This window comes from Mycobacterium sp. (assembly GCF_035499775.1).
Classification (GTDB): Bacteria; Actinomycetota; Actinomycetes; order Mycobacteriales; family Mycobacteriaceae; genus Mycobacterium.
The window spans coordinates 1-17,527 of record NZ_DATJYB010000113.1 but is presented as its reverse complement, the minus strand read 5'-3'; the positions used below and the strand labels follow the sequence as shown (position 1 = coordinate 17,527).

The 17,527-nt window shown below is 66.1% G+C and carries 14 protein-coding genes; 5 read left to right on the top strand and 9 right to left on the bottom strand.

Features of this window, described 5'->3' with window-relative positions; genetic code table 11:
• The 6 genes from VML93_RS08215 to VML93_RS08190 all read right to left on the bottom strand — a co-directional run.
• A partial coding sequence (locus VML93_RS08215; RefSeq protein ID WP_325609492.1) for a hypothetical protein occupies window positions 1-964 on the bottom strand: 964 nt, incomplete at its 3' end.
• 148 nt (window positions 965-1,112) lie between these two features.
• Window positions 1,113-2,189, bottom strand: a complete 1,077-nt coding sequence (locus VML93_RS08210) for a lysylphosphatidylglycerol synthase transmembrane domain-containing protein (protein ID WP_325609490.1) — start codon at window positions 2,187-2,189, stop codon at window positions 1,113-1,115.
• A gap of 248 nt (window positions 2,190-2,437) precedes the next feature.
• Window positions 2,438-3,808, bottom strand: a complete 1,371-nt coding sequence (locus VML93_RS08205) for an NAD(P)/FAD-dependent oxidoreductase (protein ID WP_325609488.1) — start codon at window positions 3,806-3,808, stop codon at window positions 2,438-2,440.
• Between the two features lie 43 nt (window positions 3,809-3,851).
• Entirely contained in the window at window positions 3,852-4,796 is a 945-nt protein-coding gene (locus tag VML93_RS08200) for a 3-hydroxyacyl-CoA dehydrogenase NAD-binding domain-containing protein (RefSeq protein WP_325609486.1), read from the bottom strand.
• A gap of 43 nt (window positions 4,797-4,839) precedes the next feature.
• Window positions 4,840-6,252 carry an NAD(P)/FAD-dependent oxidoreductase gene (locus VML93_RS08195; protein ID WP_325609484.1) on the bottom strand — a complete coding sequence of 471 codons (1,413 nt, stop codon included), beginning with the start codon at window positions 6,250-6,252 and terminating at the stop codon, window positions 4,840-4,842.
• Entirely contained in the window at window positions 6,249-8,054 is a 1,806-nt protein-coding gene (locus VML93_RS08190; protein ID WP_325609482.1) for a DUF3556 domain-containing protein, read from the bottom strand. The genes VML93_RS08195 and VML93_RS08190 overlap by 4 nt, the downstream gene beginning before the upstream one ends.
• Before the next feature lie 138 nt (window positions 8,055-8,192).
• On the opposite strand from VML93_RS08190, the gene VML93_RS08185 reads away from it, so the two are divergent.
• From VML93_RS08185 to phaZ, 4 genes are all read left to right on the top strand, one after another.
• Complete coding sequence (locus VML93_RS08185) at window positions 8,193-9,422, top strand: PucR family transcriptional regulator (RefSeq protein ID WP_325609480.1); 1,230 nt, start codon at window positions 8,193-8,195, stop codon at window positions 9,420-9,422.
• Window positions 9,423-9,534: 112 nt separating this feature from the next.
• The gene (locus VML93_RS08180) at window positions 9,535-11,007 is read left to right on the top strand and encodes a class I adenylate-forming enzyme family protein (protein ID WP_325609478.1); all 1,473 of its coding nucleotides are present in this window, start codon (window positions 9,535-9,537) and stop codon (window positions 11,005-11,007) included.
• On the top strand, window positions 11,004-12,710 hold the full coding sequence (locus tag VML93_RS08175) for a PHA/PHB synthase family protein (protein ID WP_414686305.1): 1,707 nt from the start codon (window positions 11,004-11,006) through the stop codon (window positions 12,708-12,710). The genes VML93_RS08180 and VML93_RS08175 overlap by 4 nt, the downstream gene beginning before the upstream one ends.
• Before the next feature lie 9 nt (window positions 12,711-12,719).
• Entirely contained in the window at window positions 12,720-13,532 is an 813-nt protein-coding gene (phaZ, locus tag VML93_RS08170; RefSeq protein ID WP_325609476.1) for a poly(3-hydroxyalkanoate) depolymerase, read from the top strand.
• Between the two features lie 39 nt (window positions 13,533-13,571).
• Here the strand turns inward: phaZ and VML93_RS08165 are convergent, their stop codons facing one another.
• Together VML93_RS08165 and VML93_RS08160 are read right to left on the bottom strand one after the other, a co-directional pair.
• Window positions 13,572-14,336 carry an enoyl-CoA hydratase/isomerase family protein gene (locus VML93_RS08165; RefSeq protein WP_325609474.1) on the bottom strand — a complete coding sequence of 255 codons (765 nt, stop codon included), beginning with the start codon at window positions 14,334-14,336 and terminating at the stop codon, window positions 13,572-13,574.
• 5 nt (window positions 14,337-14,341) lie between these two features.
• Window positions 14,342-15,895, bottom strand: coding sequence for a class I adenylate-forming enzyme family protein (locus VML93_RS08160; protein WP_325609472.1), 1,554 nt, complete (start codon window positions 15,893-15,895; stop codon window positions 14,342-14,344).
• A 230-nt stretch (window positions 15,896-16,125) separates the two neighbouring features.
• On the opposite strand from VML93_RS08160, the gene VML93_RS08155 reads away from it, so the two are divergent.
• Window positions 16,126-16,680, top strand: coding sequence for a hypothetical protein (locus VML93_RS08155; RefSeq protein WP_325609470.1), 555 nt, complete (start codon window positions 16,126-16,128; stop codon window positions 16,678-16,680).
• 136 nt (window positions 16,681-16,816) lie between these two features.
• Here VML93_RS08155 and VML93_RS08150 read toward each other — a convergent pair.
• On the bottom strand, window positions 16,817-17,527 hold a 711-nt coding region (locus VML93_RS08150), incomplete at its 5' end, for an SDR family NAD(P)-dependent oxidoreductase (protein ID WP_325609468.1).

The window sequence follows — 17,527 nt, the reverse complement described above, 5'->3', positions numbered from 1 at the left end:
GGACACGTGCTCCTGCCCGTGCCGCAGAGACGGTGGCGAGCATCTCGTGTTCGGCGGCGGACTCCACCGTGGTGCCTGTCCGCTCGTCTTGCGGATCGCGCAACAGCAACCGCCGAGATAGCCGGCTGAGGCGGTCGTGGTCGCGGTCATCCACCGTGAAGACTCGAACCAGCAGCTCGGTCCCGTCGCGGGTGGTTGCCCTGTATATCGCCGGGCCACGGGTCACCGGCTCCAGTTCCTTGAGGGCAGCAACATCGACGCCGCACTGTTGGAGGGCCGCCACCACCTCGCCCGCTGCGGGTCGAGACGGCGGGCCACCAAACGCCAACAGAATGAGCGAGCCGACCACCACGCCCAGCGTGCCAGCGACGACTGCGTCCAAAGGTAGGAACCCGCCAACCACAACCTCGACGAGGGCGCCAGCCCCTGCGAGCCACCACAGCCCGCGGCGCCAACGACGGGACAGTGCTGGCGCGGCGACGGTGATCATGGCCGTGGCGCCCGACAACCACGCGACCGGCGGGAACGTAACCGTGAACAATCCGCCTCTGCCCACCAGCAGCTCATGCCACATCGCAGGATGCGAACCGGTGAGCAGCGAGTGTGAGATGAGCAACCCGGCACCGACCCCTGCCACCGCGGCCAACAGCAGCCGGCCACCCAAGACGTACCGGCGAGCCACCATGACCACGATGACCACCACTGCGGGTGCCACGACAACACAGAGCTGTACGACCACGCTCAGCACGTCACGCAGCGACCCTGACACCGTGACAACCGATCCCAGGAGGCTCCGCTCTGTGGTCCGGACCGCGATGTGTGCCAGCGCCCCCAGCAGGAGGCTGGCGAGCAGCACGGTCAGAGCAACGATCAGGCGGAGGACGTCCGCGGCCCGCCGTACGGAAGGAACGGCTACCGGCGGCGCGATGACGACGTCAGAGTGGGTCGCAGATGTGTCACCCACGGCCATGGCTACCTCTCACCGTCGGTGGACCCGGCGGGATCGTCCGATGAACCGGAGGAACAGGCGAGCGACGACACCCGAACCAGGCTCCGGCGCTGGTGCTGCACACGAACAATCTCCCTGAGCCGCCGAGTGCGGTCTCCCAGCCTCATGAGCTTGGCTTCGCCGCGCTCGGGCTGCCGAGACGGGGCGGCCCGTAGCGTCGACGAAAAAGTGCGTACGCGACGCCACCAGCAAACAGCGGAAACCAATACGACGCCAACCGGTAGGCGAGGGTAGCCACGAACGCACTGCCGGCGTCGACACCGGCCAGGACCAGTAGCCCGCTCAAGCTCGCTTCGACGACTCCGAGACCCCCCGGAGTGACAGGCACCCAGGCGATGATTCCGGCGGCGGAGTATGCGAGCAACACCAGCCAAGGGCGGGGGTTGCTACCAGTTGCGCGCAACGCACCGAGGAGGCACAGGTAGTCCAGCCCCAGGCGCCCGCCAACGCTGAGAACCGCGCGACGCCAATTCCGGCCCAACGTGGATACGATCGAATCCCGCTGGCGCAACAGACGAACCCCCAACCCCGTGGTCTTGCGCCGTCGACCCGGGACCTTGTTCCACAGCCACTGCACGAACCGGCCGAACGCCTCGAGAGGCCGGTCGGTCGACATGACCACGACGCCACCGAGAACGAACAGCGAGAACCCGCCCAGCCCGAGCAGCGCGGCATGCACCAGGCTGCGGCTCACGTGCGCTCCACCCAACACGGCCGGCAAGGTGAAGATCGGGAGCGCCAGCAAACCCCCGACGCCTAGCAAGGATGCGGCAGCGAGGCCGGCGGCAGCAGTGTCGGAGTCGATGCCCGCGGTCTCGAGCATCGAGAATTGAACAGCGGCGCCTGCAGCGTCTCCCCCGGGCATTATGTTCGTCACGGCGTTTCCGGCCAGACCGGCTGTGGCGACCGCGAACCACTTTGGGGTTCGCAGAACCAACCGCTGCAACGCGAAGGTACAGACGAAGCTAGCGACCTCCGCAGCGAAGGCGCCGAGCAGCCACAGCGGGCTCAAGGTCAGCAGGCGAGGCCATGAGGCCACGACCCGGGCCAGGCTCGGAAACACCACGTACAGCGTGAACCCGGTAATGGCGATGGCGACGCCCTGCCTAAGCAGACTCCGTCGGGAGTGTCGGGGTCCCCGTTCCCTCCCCGGGTTTGTCGACGTCAGGGGAGAAGTCACGCCCGCCCTCCGACCATTCGAAACCCTCGGTCACTGCTTGCAGTGGAGCATCTCTTGCTTGATCTCGACGAGGACCGTCTCCCACCTAGCTCCTCGTTCCAGTTGCGCGGGAGTCAGACCGTCACCGTCCCGGCCGCTTCAAGGAGAATCGTGCGTACACGAACTCGCACATCAGCCCGTGTTCGAGTTCGCACGCCTGACCTAGCAGTTGAATGAGTTCGGTGCGGCTCGCGACCGCAAGCGGCGGCTCAGGCGGCACCGCCCGCACGACGACCCTCCCGTCCATGATCGCGTGCCGCGGTCTGAGCCCGCAGGGTTTCTCTGGCGAAGGCTTGTTGGGCGGTGATGGCGCGCTGCGGACGGCCTCGCCCCAGGAAGGCGATCGCCCAGTTGAACACCGTTGCCAGGCGGTTCTTGAAACCGGTCAGCGCAAACAGGTGGACCGCCAACCACAGCAGCCAGGCCGGGAATCCCGAGAGGTTGATCCGGCCGATGCTCGCGATCGCCCGGAACCGCGAGACGGTTGCCATGGTGCCTTTGTCCCGGTAGGCGAATGCACGGGTTGATGGGTCCCCGCCAAGCCGCGCTGCGATCGTTCGAGCAGCGTGCTGGCCGGACTGGATCGCGACCTGGGCGAGACCTGGAAGGTGGTCCAGAGCCATGAGGTCGCCAACAACGAATACGTCGGGATAACCGGGCAGCGTGCAGTCAGGCTGGACCTGAACCCGGCCCGCGCGGTCCACGTCGGCGCCGGCCGCCTCGGCCACCAGCCGACCGAGCGGCGATGCCTGTACGCCAGCCGCCCAGATCTTTGTGTCCGCCTCAAGTCGCTTCAATCCGGGATCGGCGGCGTTCGTCTCGATGCCGCGTTCGTCGACTCCCGTGACCATCACGCCGAGATGGATCTCAACTCCGCGACGTTCTAGGTCCTCGCGGGCACGACGCTGCAATGCCTCCGGAAACGGCCCCAGCAGCTTGGGTGCCGCGTCCAGCAGCACCACTCGCGCGCTGCTCGGATCGATGCGCCGGAAATTATCATGCAGTGACCGCCGAGCGAGCTCCGCGATCTGACCCGCTACCTCCACCCCGGTCGGTCCAGCGCCGACGACGGCAAAGGTCAGCCAGCTGCGTTGTCGCTCGGCGTCAGGCTCGCGCTCGGCCATCTCGAAGGCACCGAAGATTCGAGCCCGCAACTCGAGCGCGTCGTCAATGGTCTTCATACCGGGCGCGTGCTGGGCGAACTCGGGATGTCCGAAGTACGACTGGTTCGCGCCCGTGGCAATGATCAGGCTGTCGTACGGGACGTCGGCACGCGCACCGAAGCTGTCAACGCCCAACGTGCGCGACTGAAGGTCGATCCGGTCGACGTCGCCCAGCATCACGTTGGTGTTGCGCTGGTGGCGCAGCACGTCGCGGATCGGCGGAGCGATGTCTCCCTCCGACAGGATGCCGGTCGCGACCTGGTAAAGGAGCGGCTGGAACAAGTGGTGGTTCACGCGGTCGATGACGGTGATCTCGACCGGCTGCCGCCGAAGTTCCTTCGCGGCGAACAGGCCCGCGAAGCCGCATCCGACGATGACCACACGATGCCGATCACCGCGCGTTGCCGTGGCGTTCATGGTGTCCTCCTCAACTCGCCCGAATATGCCGATCCGCCCCGAGTCAGCCGCGGGGCAGTTCGTGCAACGCCTTCATCAGCGCGATCTGGCTGCGGTCACGGGTCTCGGCCAGCTGGGCGATGTCCTCGCCCAGATCCTTGGCCTGGTCGGCGAGCACCGCCACCGTCGCGTCGTCGAACGTGGGGCTACCCAGGAGCGGCCAGATCGCCTCCATCGTCGGGCCGAGATGGGTCAGGAACGCTGCCAGCCCACCGGGTCCACCTCCCAGATGGAAAGTACGGAACGGTCCCGCGACCGCCCAGCGCATCCCGATCGAAGACGTCACCACCTCGTCGAGTTCGGCCTCCGTGACGACCCCCTGCGCCACGAGGTAGACACACTCGCGGAACAGTGCGGACTGCAAGCGATTGGCGACGAATCCCTGGATCTCCTTGCGAAGCACCTGCGGACGCTTGCCAAGCGAGCGATAGAAGGCGACAGCCGCGTCGACGGTCGCGGGGGCGGTCCGCTCGCCCGGCACGATCTCCACAAGTGGAACAAGGTGTGGCGGGTTGAACGGATGCCCGACGATCAAGCGCTCAGGGTGCTGCAGCGCCGTCGCGATCTCGGTGGCCGGTAGCGATGATGTAGAGGTCGCAAACAGCGTGTGAGCCGGCGCGGCCTTTTCGATCGTGGCCCAGATTTGCTGCTTGAGGTCCATCCGTTCCGGGCCGTTTTCCTGGACGACGTCGGCGTCGGCGACCGCCTTCGCGATGTCGGGCTCGAACCTCAACCGATCAGTGAGACGCGACGTGTCGAATCCGAGCTCGTCGAGAGTGGGTCTGATCACGGCAAGCTGCTTCATCACCCGGCTATCGATATCCGGCATCGGATCGCTCACGACCACCTCGAGGCCGTGCGCGAGGAACAGCGCGGTCCAGGAGACGCCGATCACGCCGCCACCGATCACGGCGACTCGTTCATATGTGTGCTTCGACGGAACTGACATGACTTGTCCTTAGGGTTGGTCAGCCCGACCGGCGGTCGGGCTCCTATGAGAGGGTTGACAGGGCGGCCTTCGCCGCGTTGTAGCCACACATGCCGTGCGCGCCCGCGCCCGGCGGGGTGGCCGCCGAACACAGGTACACGCCCGGCACACCGACGGCGTACGGGTTCAGTGCGAACCGCGGTCGGAAGACGATCTGGCGCGCCGTGTTTGCGCCAGTCACGACATCGCCGCCCACGTAGTTCGGGTTGTAGGACTGCATCTGCGCGGTGCTCCGCACGTGACGCGCAACGATCCGGTCCCGGAACCCTGGGGCGAAGCGCTCAATCTGCGCCTCGATCGCGACCGCGGCGTCACCTCGGAAGCCGGCCGGGACGTGCGCATATGCGTAGAGCGGATTGAGGCCGCCGGACGAACGCGCCGGATCAGCAAGATACTGCTGTCCAACCAGGACAAAGGGCCGCTCCGGCAGCCGGCCTGCCGAGACCTGGCGTTCAGCGGCGACGATCTCCCGAAACCCCCCAATGGCGTGGACAGTGCCTGCCAACCGGGATGCCTCGTGCTGCCATGGGACGTCGCCGTCGATCGCATAATCCACCTTGAACACCGCGGGACCGTGCTGGTAACGGGTGAGCGCGCGGCGGATCCGGGTTGGCATCCGCTCGCCCACGATCTCAACGGCCGCGCGCGGCGCGACGTCTAGCATCACGAGGTCGGGCGACTCGAGTTCATCGAGATCCCGCACCGTCACGCCGGTCAGCACCTTGCCACCCCGGCCCTCGAGCGCCGCGACCATCGCGGTGCTGATCGCTGCCGATCCGCCCTGCGCGACGGGCCAGCCGTAGGCATGGGCGGCTGTTGCAAGGGCCACGCCGATCGCGGAGGACATCGGTGAGGACAGGTCGTGCATCGCATGCGCAGCCACCCCGCCGAATAGTGCCCGCGCCTCGTCGCTCGACCAGCGGCGCGCAAGCAGGGTGGCGGGCATCGCAGAGAGCACCCCAAACCTCAGCAGAGCCACTGGGTGGGAGGGCACACGGAGCATCGGCTGCAAGAAGTCGCTCGTGATCTTGTCGAAGTTGCTGGCGAGCGGCTCGAACACGCTGCGCCACCGCTCGCCGTCGCCGCCAAGGCCCCGCGCGGTCACCTCGACCGACTGGTAGCTCGCCGCCCCGGTACCGCCGTCGAGCGGATGCGCGTACTGCACCTGTGGCCGACACCAGGTCAGACCGTAGGCAGCAAGGTCGAACGCCTTCGAGAACGCGGTGTCGACCGCGAGAGGGTGAAACCCGGAGCACTCGTCGTGGATAAGGCCCGGCACCGTCAACTCGCTGCTGCGGGTGCCACCGCCAGGGGTGGCGGCCGCTTCGACAACCACGACGTCGACGCCTTCGGTGGCGAGCGTGAGCGCTGCGGCCAGACCATTCGGGCCGCTACCGACTACGACAGCGCGGGTCATGACCTCACCATTGCGGTACGCAGATCGATCGCTCGAGTACCGTGACTGACCCGCTCGTAGCCTGCCAAACGCCACTCGACCGTCATCGGGATCGGACCATTGGGCAGCCACGGCTGTTCGGACACCGCATCCGCGACCTGGTAGCGGCCGCGCTCGACGACTCCAATCGCGGCGTCGATCACCTGATAACACTGGTAACTCTTGTGCACCGGCTGTGACTCGATCCACACAACGACGAACTCTCCGGGTTCGAAGCAGCAGCGGCGCTGGATCGACTCGATGAACCGCACATCGTGCAGGTGGCCGTCACCGAAGTTGAATCCCACGATGCAGTTCGTGGAGAACTCCGCCTCTCGCAGCGTGTAGCGGTCGATGTCGTCCCCAAGTTGGCGGATCATGATGGAGTTCAGCGCGCGTCCCTGGCTGTGCATCGACCGCCAGCCCAGCAGCTGGTGCAACAACACCTCTGCGGTGGCGCCGTCGTACATCGCGGTCAGTTGATCCACCGTCATCGGCGCCGGCTTGACGAGGTATTCCTCGAGCCGCTCCTCCGCCCCAGGTGCGAAGGCCCAAGCCGCGGACGCCCAGTTGCCGGCATACTGCCGCATCGAGGGAAGGAAGGACACCAGATCGGGCCGGAGGTTGCCGAGCACCGGGAAGAACAGAAGCGCCACGACCGTGACGGCAAGCAGCCCCGTTGACATATCGCCCACGGCATAGCCCTCCCATGCGGGGTGTCCCCCGAAGAGGAAGACCGCGCCGAACGCGAACAGGATGTTCCATTCCAGCGGGACCGCCAGCGGGAATGTCGAGATGATGAACAGGTGGAAGCAGACCATCACGGCGATTGCCACGTATGTCGCAGTCCAGTTGTGGGAGAACAGCAGGACAAGCGGCACGACGATCTCGACGAAGGTTCCCCCAATATGGGCCAGCAACGACGCGCGGTGCGAGGGGCGCAGGTCGTCGGGGAAGCTCCGGTAGTGCAGACGCTTGACCGCCTTGGATGACAGCCAGGGTGTGTTGCTCACCATCGGGGGCACGACGTTGGCGAAGTGCCGGCCGAACTTCGAAAAGCCGGCGCCCAGCCAGACGACAACGATCAGCAGCTTGAGCGCGACGATCATGTCCACTCCGTCGTAGACCGCAAAGAACACTAGCGCCGGCAGGTACTGCTCGCCACGCGCCTGCAGGAACGCGGTCTTGTCACGCAGCCCAAGCACCACCAAGAGCGCTGCGGCCACAGCCATCAGCGCTGGCGACACTCGCCCAGCTGTGAAGCCCAAACTCGCAAAGGCCGGGTCGGCGACGCCTCGGAGAGCGAGCGAGGTCACCAGCGTCGCGACCAAGCCGGCGTAGAGCACCACGTCGGCCGGCGTACGGCGGTCTCCGGAAGTGAGCGGGACCCGCCAGGGTGGCTGGCGGATCGTGTCGACCCGAAGGTAGGTCCGCCAGCCGCCGGTAAAGGGCTTGAAGTGACCGGCAAGCGGCCCCCACGAGCCTCCCACGCCCAGGCACTCCAACAGCAGTGTCCAGAGGATCGCCTTCTGATAGACGATCGGCTCGGTCCACCAAGCGCCGGGGTGCAGCACGGGAAGACCAGAGGTGGCCGAAACCACCAGGTACCCGCCGCAGATGTAGAGGATGAGCAACTTGGAGATGTAGATGAGGTGGGTGATTGTCGGTGCTCCGAAGCCGTGCTCGGCCCAGTGCTGGGACAACCGCTTGATGCGCTCGAGGTACGGCAGGCTGTAGAGCGTGGCAGGATCGACGGGCGGCGGCGTGCCGGTAGTGAGACCCATGGGACTGCTCCTTGTCGCCGGATGTGCTGGTGTCGTTGAAAGTAGAGGCGTCCGGCCTCGTAGCAATCGGGCCACGAACCCGAAGATTCGCCGTCGCGCTGGGCTCGCGCCACAAGCCGCGGCTGTTATGTTGCGCGCATGAGCACCAGAACTGGTGATCTGCTGGTGGACGTTGCGGCCGCGAACCGGCCGAACATTGCGGCGCTCAGCGACGCGTTAAGCGAGCAGATGCTGCGCGAGATCCCCGAGCTGGCGGGCGATGGTCCGCTCGAACAACTGCTCGGCGAAAGTGTGCGAGCCAACGTCTCGGCCATCCTGGACGCGGTCGAATCCGGAATCGGCAAGGCCGATCTCGAGGCGCCTGCGGCGGCGATCGAGTACGCCCGCCGGCTCGCGCAGCGCGGTGTCCCGATCAGCGCGCTGCTGCGCGCATACCGCATCGGCCAGGGCAGCTTCATGCACCAGATGAGCGAAGGCGTTACCGCAGCTTCCGCCACCCGCGAGGCAGTGGTCCGCGCGCTGCTCGACCTGTCTTCGATCACGTTCGCCTACATCGATCGGATCGCCGAGCAGGTCGTGGTGGCGTACCAGGCGGAGCGGGACCGGTGGATGAACAACAGGGGAGCGCTTCGCGGCGCGCGGGTAAGGTCGATCCTCGCCGGCGGCGCAGTGGACATCGACGACGCCGAGAGTGCACTGGGTTACCCGCTGCGCACAGCGCACCGCGGTGTCGTCGTGTGGGGCGAGGAAAATTGGCCGCAGGCCGAGCGGCTGATCCGGCTGGAGCGGGTCGTCCGTCGGCTCGCCGAAACCTTCAGCAGCGAACGCGCGCCGCTGGTTGTCACTCCGGATGACTCAACCATCTGGGCCTGGCTCCCCACGGCAGCACCCGGCGGCGAGATTCAAGTCGAGGAGGGTACGTGGATCGCCCTGGGCGAACCGGCGATCGGCCTGGACGGGTTCCGGCGCAGTCATCGCCAGGCTATGCAGGCGCACGCCGTCGCGCTGGCCAGCGATCCCGAGAGCAGAGCGCGCGTGACACGAACGCTTGACGTCGGAGTCGTCGCGCTGATGTGCAGCGACCTCGACGCGCTGCGCGGCTGGATCCAGTCGGTGCTCGGTGACCTAGCGATCGACGACGACAACATGGCCCGGCTGCGCGAGACGGTCCGGGTGTTCCTTGCCACCGCAGGTAGCTTCACCGCGGCCGCGAAGACGCTCAACCTACATAAGAACACGGTGCAGTACCGCATCCGCAAGGCCGAGGAGATACGTGGCCGGCCGCTCAGCGACGCCCGCCTCGAGGTCGAGGTCGCCCTCCTGGCGACGCACGTTCTCGGCGGCAGCGTGCTCGTCCAGTTGCCCTGATTGGGCTGACGGGACAACCACCACCTCCAGGTTCGTCACCACGGCCTGTACCTGGATCGCTCGATCGCTGCGAGGCTCCGACCATCCTCCCGACAGGCTGGAGATGGTAACCATGACACTCCCCCACCTTCGCCCGATTTTCGATCCCGGCCAGACCGGCGACGCAATCGCTGACGAGTCAGTGCGGCTTGACTACCCGGCGTTCCGGACCGCCGTCGCATGCATGACCACCCATCTCACGGAGGCCGGCACCGGCCACGGCGACGTCGTTGCCGTGGTGCTGCCCAACAGGGCGGAGCTCGTCGTGGTGATGTATGCAGCTTGGGCGCTCTCGGCCGCCGTGACGCCAGTCAATCCGGCGCTCACCGAAGACGAGGTCGCCTACCAACTGGCGGACTCACACGCCCGCGTTGCTGTCGTCGATGCGTCCTCGCGACACCTCGTCGGCGATGTTGCGTCGATCTCGGTCGAGTCGGTGTTCGGACCCGGTGCGCCGGCGCGACACAGCGGCGGCCCACAACCCGACGACCTCGCGCTGCTGATCTACACCTCCGGCACCACCGGCCGCCCCAAGGGTGTGCAACTCGACCACGCCAACCTCGCAGCGATGACCGACGCGTTGACCGACGGCCTGCGGTTGACCGCTGCCGACCGCGCGCTGCTCATGTTGCCACTGTTCCACGTCAACGCGATCATGCTCAGCGTGGTCGCACCACTGGCCGTCGGCGGCTCGACCGTGCTGCTCGAGCGCTTCGACCCGAACACCTTCTGGTCGTCTGCGGTCGGCGAGCGCGCGACATATTTCTCCGCCGTGCCTGCGCTGTACATGCTTCTGTCCGCGCTGCCGGCCGGGCCGACTCCCAACACAGACGCGTTGCGATTCGCGATATGCGGCGCCGCTCCGATGCCGCCGGGCGCAATCAGTGAGTTCGAGGCCAGGTACCGGGTCCCGGTCGTCGAAGGTTATGGGCTCTCCGAGTCGACGGTCGCGCTCACAGTCAACCCGCCGGATGGCCCACGGAAGGCCGGCACCGTAGGACAGCCGTTGGCCGGCGTCGAACTAAGGATCGTCGATGACGATTGCAAGCCGCAGCCGGTCGGCGCCGACGGCGAGGTGACCGCGCGCGGCGCGACGATCATGCGCGGCTACCTCAACCGGCCGGCAGAGACCGCCGCCGCGCTGCGCGACGGTTGGCTGCATACCGGTGACGTCGGCCATCTCGACGACGACGGTTACCTCGTGCTCGTCGACCGCAAGAAGGACCTCGTCATCCGCGGTGGTGAAAACATTTCGCCGAGTGAGGTGGAGACCGTGCTGATTGCCCACCCCGACGTCGTCGAGGTCGCCGTCGTCGGCCGCCCGGACCCAGTGATGGGTGAAGAACCCGTCGCCTTCGTCGTGCCGCGCGACGCGGCGAACTTCAACGTCGACGCCGTGCTCGATCACGCCCGCACGGTCCTCGCGCGGTTCAAGGTGCCGAGGGAGATCCGTCTCGTCTCCGCGCTCCCACGCAACGCGCTTGGCAAGGTTGTCAAGGCGCAGCTGCGAATGACCTGGGATCGAAGCCCGGCAGGCACCCCATGACCGCTACCAAGATGGCGACGCCTGCCGGCGATGGCCCGGGAGCCGAGTTCGCCGGCGCGCTCGACATGATCCTCACGACACCGACACGGCGGACCGCCAGCCGGATCCTGCCCGGCAAGACTGGCGTACGTGTCACGGGCAGCCTCGCCCGCCGGCCCCGGGTGCTTGCCACCAGCGGCCTGGAGTACGCCGCGGAGCTCACCAGGGTCGCGCGGGGGACGTCAAACCTCACCGCGTCGCCGAAAGACCGTCGCTTTGCCGACCCGGCCTGGAAGGGCAACCCGTTCCTCCGCCGGGTGCTCCAGTCCTATCTCGCCACAGCCCGCGCCGCCGAACGCCTCGTAGCCGAAACCGCGCTGGAGTGGCGCGACGCACAGCGCGCCCGCTTCGCCGTCGACAACCTGCTCGAGGCCGCGGCGCCGAGCAACAACCCACTACTTAACCCTGCGGCCTGGAAGGCAGCTATCGACACCGGCGGGTTAAGCCTCGTGCGCGGCGCCCGCAACTTGGTCGGCGACCTCAGCAGCGCCCCCCGGGTGCCAGCGATGGTCGATGAATCAGCATTTTGCGTCGGCGAGAATCTCGCGGTTACACCCGGCTCAGTAGTGCTGCGCACCGAAATCCTCGAGTTGATCCAATACCGGCCGCAGACAGAAACGGTGCACCAACGCCCAGTGCTCATTGTCCCCCCGACAATCAACAAGTTCTACGTCCTCGACCTCGCCGCCGGACGAAGCATGGTCGACTACCTCGTTCAGCAGGGTCAGCAGGTCTTCGTCATCTCTTGGCGCAATCCCGACGCCCGTCACAGCGGCTGGGGCACGGATGCCTACGGCCAAGCGGTACTCGACGCGGTCGACGCGGTCGAGGCGATCACCGCCACCGACAAGACACTGCTGACCGGGATCTGCTCGGGCGGGATCCTGGCGTCGATGGTGATGGGACACCTGGCTGCCACCGGATCAGACGAGCGGATTGCTGGCGTCGGCCTCGCTGTCACGCTCCTGGACCAATCCCGGGCCGGACTCGGCGGGGCGCTCCTCGACGACAACACTGCCGCCGCAGCGGTCGCCGCTTCGAAAGCCCGCGGCTATCTCGACGGCCGGGCACTCGCCGAGGTCTTCGCCTGGCTGCGACCCTCCGACCTCGTCTGGAACTACTGGGTCAACAACTACCTGCTCGGCAAGAAGCCGCCCGCGTTCGACATCCTGTTCTGGAACGCGGACACCACTCGGATGACGGCGGCGCTGCACCGCGACTTCGTCTCACTCGCAGTCAATAACGGCATCACCGAAGGCACCGCCCGGATGCTCGGAACGGAGGTCGACCTCCGTAAGGTGATGACCGACAACTATGTCGTCGCAGCCGTCAGTGATCACATCTGCCCCTGGCAGGCGTGCTACGCCTCGACCCAACTACTCGGCGGACACAGCCGGTTCGTGCTTTCCAGCGGTGGACACATCGCAGCCATGGTGAACCCGCCGGGAAATCGGAAAGCGAACTTCCTGACTGCCGACAACACGCCGGCGCTGACCACGGACTGGAAGCAGGGCGCGGCCACCCATGAAGGCTCGTGGTGGCCCGACTTCGACCGGTGGCTCGCAGATCGGGCGGGCGGGTTGAAGCCCGCTCCAGTCGAGCTCGGCTCCGCAACATACCCCGCGATGGAACTCGCACCCGGCACCTACGTCTTCGACAGCTGAGGACGACCAGTGAGCGGGCAACTGCGGCGGGTCGAACTGCTCGGCGGTCACGTCCGCGTCGCGGTAAGACAAGGGTCGGGCGACGGCCCGCCTCTCGTACTGTGCAACGGGATCGGCGCCAGCCTCGATCTGTTGCAGCCGTTCGTCGACGCCCTCGACTCAACGATCGAAGTGGTGCGCTTCGACGTACCTGGCGTCGGCGGGTCCACACCGCCGCCCCTCCCGTACACGTTCCCGCTCCTAGCGTGCTGGCTCGGCAAACTTCTCGATCGCCTCGAGTACGACAAGGTCGACGTCCTCGGCATCTCCTGGGGCGGCGGCCTCGCCCAGCAGTTTGCGTTTCAGAACCCGCGTCGCTGCCGCAAGTTGGTGCTGGTGAGCACGGCCACCGGTGCACTGATGGTGCCTGCGCGTCCAGCCGTGTTGCGACACATGCTCACGCCGCGGCGGTACCGCGACGCCAAGTTCGCCGTGGACGCCGCGCCGGACCTGTACGGCGGCCAGCTGCGCCGGGACCCCGAATCGGTGACGCAGCTCCTACTCAAAGAAGAACGGCTCGGCACACGCAGCGGATACCTGCTCCAGCTCGCCGCAGGACTGGGCTGGACCAGCCTCCCATTCCTACCGACCATCCGACAGCGCACGCTGATCCTCGCCGGCGAGGACGACCCACTCATCCCCCCGGTCAACGCGCGAATCATGCGCCGGTTGTTGCCGCACGCAAATCTGCACACCTACGACGACGGCCACCTCGGCATTGTCACCCACGCCGCTGGGCTAGCCCCGGTGATCCGCGACTTCCTGCGAAACCATGACAGATAAGCAAGGTGGGCGATGGATCTCACCGTGTCGACGTCACGACTAACTCGGCCCAGCGGATTCGGGTTCGGGATCGCTCACGGCAACGCTGAGGGAAGGCCTCGAAGGGTTACCACGAAGCTCTGCGAACTCGACCATCTCCCGTTGGTGAGCGGCGATGACATTGTCCCGGTGAGGAGCCAGCATGGTTCGCTTCACGGCAGCGAGACTTGCGACCGAGTGTCGCGCAAGTACTGCCGCGTGGCGCTCTGCGGTTCTCAGCAGATCCTCCGGCTCGCAAATCCTCCAGGCCAGTCCCATCTCGTGGGCCTCTTGCGCGGTGATCCACTCCGACGAGAGCAAGATCCATGCGGCGTTCTGCCGGCCGACCAGCGCGGGTAGCAGGTAGCTCGAAGCTGCCTCCGGCGCCAACCCGAACTCTGTGAATGGACAGCGAAGACGCGCCTTCGTCGAGATAAAGACCAGGTCGGCATATCCGAGGATCGTCATGCCGAACCCTGCGGCAGCACCGTTGACTGCTGCGATCAGCGGCTTGGACAGGTCCGTCAGGCCCTGAATGAGCGCATCGAAATGCCTCCTGCTGTCGCTGGCCGGCAGCGTGCCCTCAAGCTCGGCGAAGTCGGCGCCTGCACTGAACGCCGGCCCGGAGGCCGTCAACAGGATGACCGCCACCGACGGATCTCGGTCGGCGTCAGCGATCGCGCGGCTGAGGTCTTCGAGAAGTTGGCCATTGAAGGCGTTCCTCTTCTCGGATCGGTTGAGGACGATGGTTCGAACGCCTCGGGAGTCATCCACCGCGACCAGCACGCTGTTTACTCCCCTCGCTCGGCGAAGCCTTCGATCGCGGTGCACCGTACGGGATCATGCTCAGCTCGCAGGAGGGACTTCATGACCTTGTTGGTGTGGTTGCGGGGCAGCTCGCGGACCACCTCATACAGTCGCGGACGCTTGTAGGCGGCCATGTGTTCCCGACAGTGCCGGTCCAGAGCCACGAGGGACGCCGTTGACGGGTCGGTCAGGACCACGACCGCCTTCACGACCTCGGTCCACCGCTCGTCCGGAACGCCGAGCACAGCGACGTCCGCCACCAGTGGGCTCGCGATGAGCGCCCGCTCCACCTCGGCAGAAAACACGTTCTCTCCACCGCTCTTGATCATGTCCTTGCTGCGATCCTGAAAGCAGATCGCGCCGTCGGAACCCAAGCTGGCCAAATCACCCGTATGCATCCAGCCACCGCTGAAGAGCTGGGAGGTGGCGGCATCGTTGTGCCAGTAGCCCGAACACATCTGGGCACCCCTGAATAGCAACTCCCCCACCTGACCCGGGCGGACGGCGCTGCCCGATGCGTCGGCGACCATCACGTCGACTCCCGGCAGTGGCGTCCCGAGTGCGCCGGGATGGTCAATCTCGTCCTGCAGGGAGCTGAGCATGACGATGTTCGTCGCCTCGGTCAGGCCGTAGATTCCGAAATACTCACCGTTGGGAAGAAAAAGCTTGAGGAACTCTCGGAACTGCGGCCGGTATTGCCCCGCTTGGCCGATCACCACCCGTACCGAGTGCCGCGGCTCGCCGTCCGGTGGAAGTGACCGCATCGGAACCATCGTGTAGGGCTCGCACGCGTCAAATGTCGGCCAGTAGTCGACTTCTCCCGATGTCACGCCGACCGTGCCACCCACCAACAGATGCGACAGCGCGATGCCGAAGCCGAACGCGTGGAAGTAGGGAGCCCACGATGCCACGGACGCATGGCGTGGCAGCCGGAGTCCCTGACCGAAGTTCAACGCTGAGGCCAGCCAGGCGCCGGCCGATTGCATGCAGCCCTTTGCGTCCCCGGTCGTGCCTGACGTGTACATCTGGCACACCACATCAGCGGAATCTGATCTTGGCTCTACGCTGCTCACCTTCGCGCCGAGAACAGCCTCGTCGTATTCGCTCCCAATACGCCAACGGCGCAATTCGGCGACACCCCCCGCTCGGGCCAGATCCTCGAGCTCCGGATGCACGAAGGCGTGAGTCATCCCGGAGTCACCGACCTGGTAGGCGACTTCGCGCGCCGACAGTCGAACATTCAGCGGGACCATCGCCGCGCCGAGTTGGGCGCAGGCGAAAAAGACCTCAAAGAACTCCGGGCAGTTCGGCGCGAGAATTCCGACCCGGGACCCTGGGACGACGGCCGCCTCTCGCATCACGGTAACCAGCCGGCCCACCCGCAGATCGAGCTCACGAAACGTCCGGGACGAGCAACCGGCATCCCAGATCACCGCGACACGTTCAGGCCAAAGCCGCGAACCCTTCGAAGGAAAATGAGCGAGGTGAAAGGACGCCGGCGCGTCCTCGAAACTCACCGGAGCCGGCTCGAATGACATGCGCACTCCACGACAGCTACGTTCTATTCACGGCCGTGAATAGAACGGGTCTGACACTAGGGTTGCGGCGACCCCTCGTCAACAGCCGACCGGGAGCACCCATGGCTAACAAGGTCCGATCGCGGATCACGGCGAGGCGACGATCGCGCGGCGAACGCGCAGGCCTGGACGTCCCGAGAATCATTGAAGCGGCGCGGAGTCTTGACCCAGAAGCGGTCAGCATGAAGGCGGTGGCCGACATCTTGGGAGTCGACCGATCTGCCCTCAACCACCATGTCTCCGGCCGAGATGCTCTGCTTGAGTTCGTTGCCGCCGACGCTTTCTCGGCACACGCTGCGACGATCGAGATCCCCCCCACCGACGGCTGGCAGGCCGCGTGCCGGTCGTTTGCCGTCGGATTCACCGACGCGCTGGTCGCCACGGGTCGCTACGTCGAGTTCTTTCGTCCAAGCGTGGGCCTCGTACCTGGCTTGCTTTCGCCTGCCGAGGCGGTTTTGCGAGCCCTCGTGCGTGCCGGCGTCGACGACGAGGTCGCGTCCAGATGCTTAGGTGCCCTGTCGAACATTTGTCTCGGGTTCGCGCGAGATGTCGTTCTGAGCACGAACGCCGGCGAACACCCCCGGGCTCGGCAGGTCCGGATCGCCGTCGCTGCACACGATGAACGCTTCGAGAACGTGAGCCGCATCGCGTCCGGCGCCTACGACCTGTGTGACCGCAAGCAACTCGAGTTCACCGTCGATGTGTTCATCGGTGGCCTTGAGGACCGACTTTTTCGATCTACGTGAACGTTCGATACGTCTCGATCACACCGACGGGACTTCTGCACGGATCGAATTTGGTCGACGCGCCGGCTGACGGTCAGCGCCCCTTGGCTTGCTGCGGGACTGCTTGTCGACGGTGACGCATGCCCTGTTCGGGCGCTCACGAGAAGTCCGTGCCCCCGTCGACGTTGATGTTCGCTCCGGTCATGTAGGTATTGAGGGCGGATGCGGCAAACGCGATCACCGGGCCGATCTCGGCCGGAGCTGCCGCTCGATCAAGGAACGCCGGATGGCCATGCTGGGCAACGATGTAGCGCATGACGTCGTGGAGATCGTTCTCGTCGACGTCAGGAATCCGCGCCAGGATCGCCTTAAACGAATCCGAGGCAACAGCGCCTGGGCTCACCGCATTGACCAGGATCCCGTCAACAGCCAGGGACTTCGACAGATTCTTCGTCAGGCTTGTCAGCGCAGCTTTTGCGGCTGTGTAGGCAATCAACGGTGGAGACTGCCGCTTGGTTGAAATCGCCGAGACGTTCACGATCCGAGCCCACGGCGCTGCACGGAGGTACGGCAGCGCCGCCCGAATCGTCCGGACCGCGCTGAGTGCAACGCCATCGACAGCGTTGTGCCAGTCCTCGTCGGTGTAGTTCTCGAAGTTCCCCATCACGCCTGTCGGTCCCACTGCGTTGACAAGCGCGTTGACACGGCCCCATCGGGCACCGATCTTGTCGAAGGCGGCATCGACCGATTCTGCGTCCCGGAGGTCCGCCTCAACGCCGATCGTGTCAGGCGAGCCGAGCGCGGCCAGCTCTTCGGCGGTCACGTCCAGCGCATCTCGCGATCGGGCGAGCACGGCGACACGTGCTCC